Consider the following 6372-nt stretch of genomic DNA (forward strand, 5'->3'; position numbering starts at 1 on the left):
CTAACTAAGGTTAGGTTAACGAATTAAGCCTTTGCCTGTTTAGCGTGTTGTTCAACAACTTCCGAAGATTGAGTCGATTTCTCGTGAAGCCATAGCCCCGTTGCTTTCATCAAGTATCCAAATACACCACCAAGCAGTAAAGATGGCACTACAAGTTGCCAATCACCACCTGCAGCAAACGTCGCACAGCAACCAATGAAGGTGCCTGGGATATAACCTAGCCACGCTTGTTTCGCTTGAATACACATAAAGAATGCCACAATAGCAGTAATCATGTAGCCTAAAATCTCTAACCCTGCGAAGGTTGAGCTTTCGATAATCACCATTGCCCAGAATACGCCAGTCATGTTGGTCAATAAGCTACCTGCTAGTCCTTTAACGCCGCCTGTTGGCGAAGCAAAGTAACTGGTGCAACCTAAGAAACCTGCCCATGACAATAAGCCGAAAGAGATAGCAATCCATCCCCATAGACCTGACAAAATACCTGTTGTTAATGAAATCGCGACTAATGTACTCATACTATTTCTAAAGCCTAATTACGTAATTGAACGCAACCGGATTTAGCCTCACTTAAAATCAAGTAAGCATACTATGGGAAGATAGCCCTTATTTAGCCGATCACGATCACGTTAATAATGTATGCAGATGTGTATTTATCACTAGATAGAGACCGAAATCGCTTATTCAACATATTTGGTTATCAGTATTTTATCAATTTATCGTTACAGAAACGATGGCTTGCCTTTCATCATGCGCTTACCTTCTCGCTTAATACACTCAGCAAGTGGGTTCTCAGACATATCTGCACGCCAAATAAAGGACAAGGTTCTTTCCATTTCAAGCTCAGGGACATTTAATGTGACCAGTTGACCAGACTCAACAAACTGTTCGACATCGAGATAAGGTAAACACGTTAAATATGGGCCGTTTGCAACCAAACTTCTTAAAACAGGAACGTGTTCATACTCTCGCCAAACATCAAGATCACCAATTAAATGGTGAATAGAGCTATCAAAAACTTTGCGAGTACCCGAACCATGTTCACGTAATACCCATTTTGCTTGTTCTAATTGCGCCAAGCTTACTCGTTCACGCTTCGCAAACGGGTGATGAGCCGATGCAACCACCGTTAAATGGTCCGTACACCACACTTCTTGGTGAACTCGGTTGTCATCACAACGACCTTCGATAACACCCAAGTCATATTGATAATCTAATACGCCATCAATAACCGCATCGGTACTTTGTACGCCGAGCGAGATTCGCATCTCAGGAAAGTCGTTATCAATAATACTGATGAGGTCAGGAACTAGGTGTTCCGCTGGTGTTTGGCTTGCACCGAGTTTGAGCTCTCCACTTAGTAAATGCTGCTCATAAAAACCCATCTCAATTTGCTGCGCATCTTGCAGTAAACGCTTCGCTTTAGGCCTTAGCCACATTCCCCAATGAGTAAGAGCCATTTGCTTGCCCTGCCTTTCAAACAAAGGCCTGCCGAGCATTTTTTCCAACTGTGCAAGAGACATACTTGTCGCCGACTGAGTCAACGCCAATTTGTCTGCTGCCTGACTAACGCTCCCGGAGTCTGCTACTGCATCAAATACCGCGAGTTGCTTTAATGAATAACGCAAAATTCATCCTTAATGCTTTTAATTATTTGTGTCCTGATGCTCGTTTTTTATAAAGCCAATGAGCAATCAATTTCATTCTACGCGTAACCAAATCTATATCAATAAATTTGATGTGGTTTCTAAAAATTATCAATTTTACCTCTACCCCTCAACGCCCTAATCTGGAATGGCAGGACACAACGAGCCCTGCAAAACATTACTGATTAACCATTACGGATTAACCAGGTCATTAACACTAGGAATTACACATGACGGATTGTTCAAGGGGGGGATATGGCAACCAGCACTTCTGAAAATCATCAACTGTTCTCACCAACAGAAATGATGGCGGAAGCAGAGAAGTTTGCATTAAGTAAAGCAAATAAAACCAGCAGCATGACATTGAGTTTGGCAATCATGGCTGGCGCATTCATCGGGCTTGCTTTTTTATTCTACATCACGGTAACCACGGGCAGCGCTGATGCTGGATGGGGACTGAGTCGCTTAGCCGGCGGTCTTGCCTTCAGTATGGGTTTGATCTTGATTGTGATTTGCGGTGGTGAGCTATTTACCAGCTCAGTGTTATCAAGCATCTCATGGGCTAACAAGCAAATCACCTTCACGAAGATGCTGTCTATCTGGGGCAAGGTGTATGTCGGCAACTTTATCGGTGCCATGTTCCTATTGGCTTTGGTAAGCGCAGCAGGCTTGTATCAACTGGATGGCGGGCAATGGGGCTTAAACGCTTTAAACATTGCTCAACACAAGCTACACCACACCCCAGTTCAAGCGTTTGCTTTGGGTGTGCTTTGTAACTTGTTGGTGTGTTTAGCGATTTGGTTAACGTTCAGCTCTGCTAACGCAATGACCAAAGCAATGATGACCGTGTTACCCGTTGCAATGTTCGTAAGCTCAGGCTTTGAACACTGTGTGGCGAATATGTTCATGGTTCCGCTAGGCATCACGATTCAAGCATTCGCACCAGAAAGCTTCTGGATGCAAATCGGCGCAACACCAGCCCAGTATGCAGACCTAAACGTCATGCAATTTGTCACCGCAAACTTAATACCAGTGACAATCGGCAACATCGTAGGTGGTTCAGTATTGGTCGGCTTAGCGAACTGGAGCATCTACCGTCGCCCACAACTTAAAGCAGCAAAAATTACCGCTATTACACAAACAACAGAAATTACGTCAGTTAAGGAAATTACTATGAACACAGCAACTACTATCAAGCAAATCATGAACACTCAACCAATTACATTGAGCGTAGAAATGCCAACATCAGTCGCGATTGATACACTTTTAGACGCGCAACTTGTTAGCGCTCCTGTTTGCGATGTTGAAGGTCGTCTAGTGGGTATCTTCTCTGTTCATGACGTAATGGTTGACCTTTGGTGCCAAGATTACATCCCAACTAAAGGCCAAAAAGTTGTAGACCTAATGAGCCGTGACGTTGTGGCAATCGACGCAAACGACAAGCTAGTGGACGTTGCTGAGTTCCTATGCATCGACAAAGAGCAACTGTACCCGACGACAAGCATGGGCTTCGCTACTCGCCTGACATCTCTTTCTCTAGAAGAGCGTGCAAAAGCGATGAAAGTAAGCCAACCACATATGCTTCCAGTGTTAGAAAATGGCGTGATGGTGGGTGTGTTGACTCGCATTGAAGTGATGCAAGCACTGCGTCCAATCTACGGTGACCGACTAAACGTGGTTCCTCAAGCTGAACTAGAAACAGCTTAACTAATCGTAAGTTGAACTATTAGGGATTAGTAGTTCAATTAGATAACTCAGTCATGGCAACGTTGACTGGCTAGAGGCAAATGGTGGCTTTTAACGTACTAAACGGTTTGACACAAAACAGACCTAAACGCGTTGCCATTTATCTCAATAAAAAAGGCGCAAAGTGAAAACTTTGCGCCTTTCTCTATTTCTAACTGCTGACCTATTTAGTATCGACCAAACTTTTGATATTTCTAAATAATGTTGATACCTGTCAGAGAGCTAGAAAGCTAGATTACTTTTTTACGCCTTCAACGTGTAGTTCCATGTCTACATAGCTTGAAGCGCCCATTACTGGAATGTTGAAGTCAGCAAGTTCTAGACGAGTTGTACCCACGAAACCAGCACGCTCACCGCCCCAAGGGTCTTGACCAGCACCGATGAATTCAGCTTCGATAACGATTGGCTTAGTTACGCCGTGAAGCTTAAGGTCACCCATTACTTCAAGTTTGCCGTTGCCTTTATCAACCACTTTTGTGCTGTTGAAAGTAGCGTCAGAGAATTTACCTGCATCAATGAAGTCAGAGCTACGGATGTGCTTGTCACGCTCTGCGTGGTTTGAATCAAGGCTTGTTGTATCAATAGTTACGTTTACTTTTGATGCTTCAACGTTGCTTTCATCAAATGAGAAATCACCTGAGAATGTGTTAAAACGGCCTTGGATAAAGCTATAACCTAGGTGGCTAACTTTAAAGTTAACTGAAGCATGCGCACCTTTTGTATCAATCACGTAATCAGCGGCGTTCGCAGCGAAAGGCATTGCCATAGCAAATGCTAATCCTGTAGCGATAATTGACTTTTTCATTTTGAAGCTCCTATCATTTTTCGTAGCGTATCGTCTTTGTCGATAACGTGGTGTTTTATCGCCGCTAAGGCGTGCACTGATGCCATAATGATCAGTACCCATGCAGCATAGTAGTGAACCGTACCTGCGAGATCAGATTGGTTTGCAAACAGTTCGCCCATACTTGGTACAGTGAACCAATTGAATACCTCTATCCCGCGGCCATCTGATGTCGAAATCAAATAACCTGAAATAAACAAAACCGCTAAGTTGATGTACATGAAGCCGTGAGCGATCTTCGCTGCTGCAACTTCATAGCTTTTACCTTCCACTTTAGGTGACGCGGTAACTAGTTTCCAGACCAAGCGGATAACGGTAACGGCAGCCAAAAGAATGCCTACCGAGCGGTGATAGTCTGGCGCTGTTTTGTACCACTCGCTGTAGTATGAAAGATCAACCATCCACAGGCCTACACCAAATAAGCCAAATACCGCGAGAGCTGAAATCCAATGCATCGCTCTTGCTAAAGGGTTGTAATTTCTAACGTTGTTGTCCATGCATCTCTTCCGAATGTTAACGAGTAGTGTAGTTTCGAAAAGCGTACCCTACACCAAGTTTGTGTAACATATTATTTACCAAGCTTTACATTGGTAACATCATTTCAAATTAAACGAGTTATTCAAATTATTTGAACAAGTTTGGGCTAAACGTTAAATTTCAACAATTTGCTCGATTTCGTAGAGCTCATCTGAGATGTCTAACATTTTGCGTTCCATCACTTTCTGAGCGTCTTCTATCCCCTTATTGTAGTAAACAGCACCAAACTTTTTGCTGATGAAGTCGACCAAGAATTCCGTGTCGAACTGACCAAGCTCCACATCAAGTTCATCTTGCAGGTACTTTTGGAGCGTATGAGTAAGCTCAGACTTTTGTTTCGAATCTAATTGAATGGTCATGAATGTTTCCAAATAAAGAGTAAGTAGATCAATTGTGATTTGCTGACTAGACTATAGTCGAGGTAACTAGCTAGAATTCCTCATAATTTAGAATACAGACCTGTAGAGCGCCAGTGCTATCCATAAAATCACTCAGCAATGGTTAATTTTGATAGAGAGATCAAGAACTCGCACTTTGACGATAGGTAACGGAACCGCAATTACCGTACTATTGCCCATCAATAAGATAGTAGCTGTGTATAAGGGACTTCATTGTTATTAGATCTAGTGATTAAAAGCGTTAATCAATTTCAAGACGATTGCCTAAAGCTCTGTGAACGCCACTACCCTACGGTGCACAATCAAGGGATCAGTGAGCACCATATAGGAAAGGCATTTGCTCGCCGAATGGAGCACACCTTCGTTAGCTTTAATCATGCAAGCAACATCAGCCCACTTGAAATGCTTTCTTCTGGCGAAACGCCTCGACACTTCCGAATATCTTCCGAAATTGGTACCGTTTGGATGATCAGTCATCATATGGTGAGCGCCGGGAAAACCTGTCGTAGAAAGTTAATGTTGGACATCCATAATTGGCAACAAGAGTATGGATTTTCCATTCAACCCAATGACGTTTTGATCATTGTCTCCGACCATTGGATTAGCCGAAGTAAAAACAGTGGTGAATTATTGCATTGGTGGATGGGTGAACTCCCAGACGAGATCACGGAATATAGCCAACAAGGTATCACGCTAAGAGAGAGTGATTCTCAATTCGCTACTGACTTAAATAATAATTTTAAAATCAGCCCTTGCTTCATTAAATTTGGACACCCTTTAAAGCGGTCAGGAAATCAACAACTGGTTCGTAAATATCTGCAACTTTACGCAGTACTTCAATGGCAGTAAGAATACGGGTCAACTTTTTTAATCAGTCTTGAAAGTAAATAGTTAGACCTCCATCCCAATATTTTATAAAACCTAACTCAAGCCCTACCCAATAATCAATCAAAGTTTATCTTCGATAAAATAATAACTTATCAGCTCATCGTTCATATTTTGAGAAGTAGATATCATTTATATGCAAACAGAGTTGTTTGTTAATAATGTAACTTTGACATTCCCCCATAACCTGAGGCTTTATCCTTACTTTCACCTGGTGTATTGGCGTTGAAAGCTTATATTGATTGGTGTTGATATGAGATAGATTACTCAGAGATTAAATTCACAATAGTCATTATTAATGGTGAATGATAAGTAA

The 6372-nt window shown here is 42.4% G+C and carries 7 protein-coding genes; 2 read left to right on the forward strand and 5 right to left on the reverse strand.

What is annotated here, in order from left to right; genetic code table 11:
- Positions 1 to 23: 23 nt before the first annotated feature.
- A complete protein-coding gene (locus tag AB4512_RS03555) occupies positions 24 to 518 on the reverse strand; it encodes a DUF1097 domain-containing protein (RefSeq protein WP_017059817.1) in 495 nt (164 codons plus the stop codon).
- Between the two features lie 204 nt (positions 519 to 722).
- The gene (locus AB4512_RS03560) at positions 723 to 1628 is read right to left on the reverse strand and encodes a LysR substrate-binding domain-containing protein (protein ID WP_136978571.1); all 906 of its coding nucleotides are present in this window, start codon (positions 1626 to 1628) and stop codon (positions 723 to 725) included.
- A gap of 273 nt (positions 1629 to 1901) precedes the next feature.
- Between AB4512_RS03560 and focA the strand changes: the two genes are divergently transcribed.
- A complete protein-coding gene (focA, locus tag AB4512_RS03565) occupies positions 1902 to 3353 on the forward strand; it encodes a formate transporter FocA (protein ID WP_050650436.1) in 1452 nt (483 codons plus the stop codon).
- A gap of 274 nt (positions 3354 to 3627) precedes the next feature.
- On the opposite strand, the gene AB4512_RS03570 is transcribed toward focA, so the two are convergent.
- The 3 genes from AB4512_RS03570 to AB4512_RS03580 form a co-directional block, all read right to left on the reverse strand.
- A complete protein-coding gene (locus AB4512_RS03570) occupies positions 3628 to 4197 on the reverse strand; it encodes a YceI family protein (protein ID WP_017064630.1) in 570 nt (189 codons plus the stop codon).
- Complete coding sequence (locus AB4512_RS03575) at positions 4194 to 4733, reverse strand: cytochrome b (RefSeq protein WP_017067366.1); 540 nt, start codon at positions 4731 to 4733, stop codon at positions 4194 to 4196. The genes AB4512_RS03570 and AB4512_RS03575 overlap by 4 nt, the downstream gene beginning before the upstream one ends.
- Before the next feature lie 153 nt (positions 4734 to 4886).
- A complete protein-coding gene (locus AB4512_RS03580; RefSeq protein WP_017059821.1) occupies positions 4887 to 5132 on the reverse strand; it encodes a DUF2164 domain-containing protein in 246 nt (81 codons plus the stop codon).
- 252 nt (positions 5133 to 5384) lie between these two features.
- On the opposite strand from AB4512_RS03580, the gene AB4512_RS03585 reads away from it, so the two are divergent.
- The gene (locus AB4512_RS03585; protein WP_017069925.1) at positions 5385 to 6020 is read left to right on the forward strand and encodes a hypothetical protein; all 636 of its coding nucleotides are present in this window, start codon (positions 5385 to 5387) and stop codon (positions 6018 to 6020) included.
- Positions 6021 to 6372 lie beyond the last annotated feature (352 nt).

It is taken from the genome of Vibrio sp. 10N.222.52.B7 (assembly GCF_041474275.1).
Taxonomy (GTDB): Bacteria; Pseudomonadota; Gammaproteobacteria; order Enterobacterales; family Vibrionaceae; genus Vibrio; species Vibrio crassostreae_C.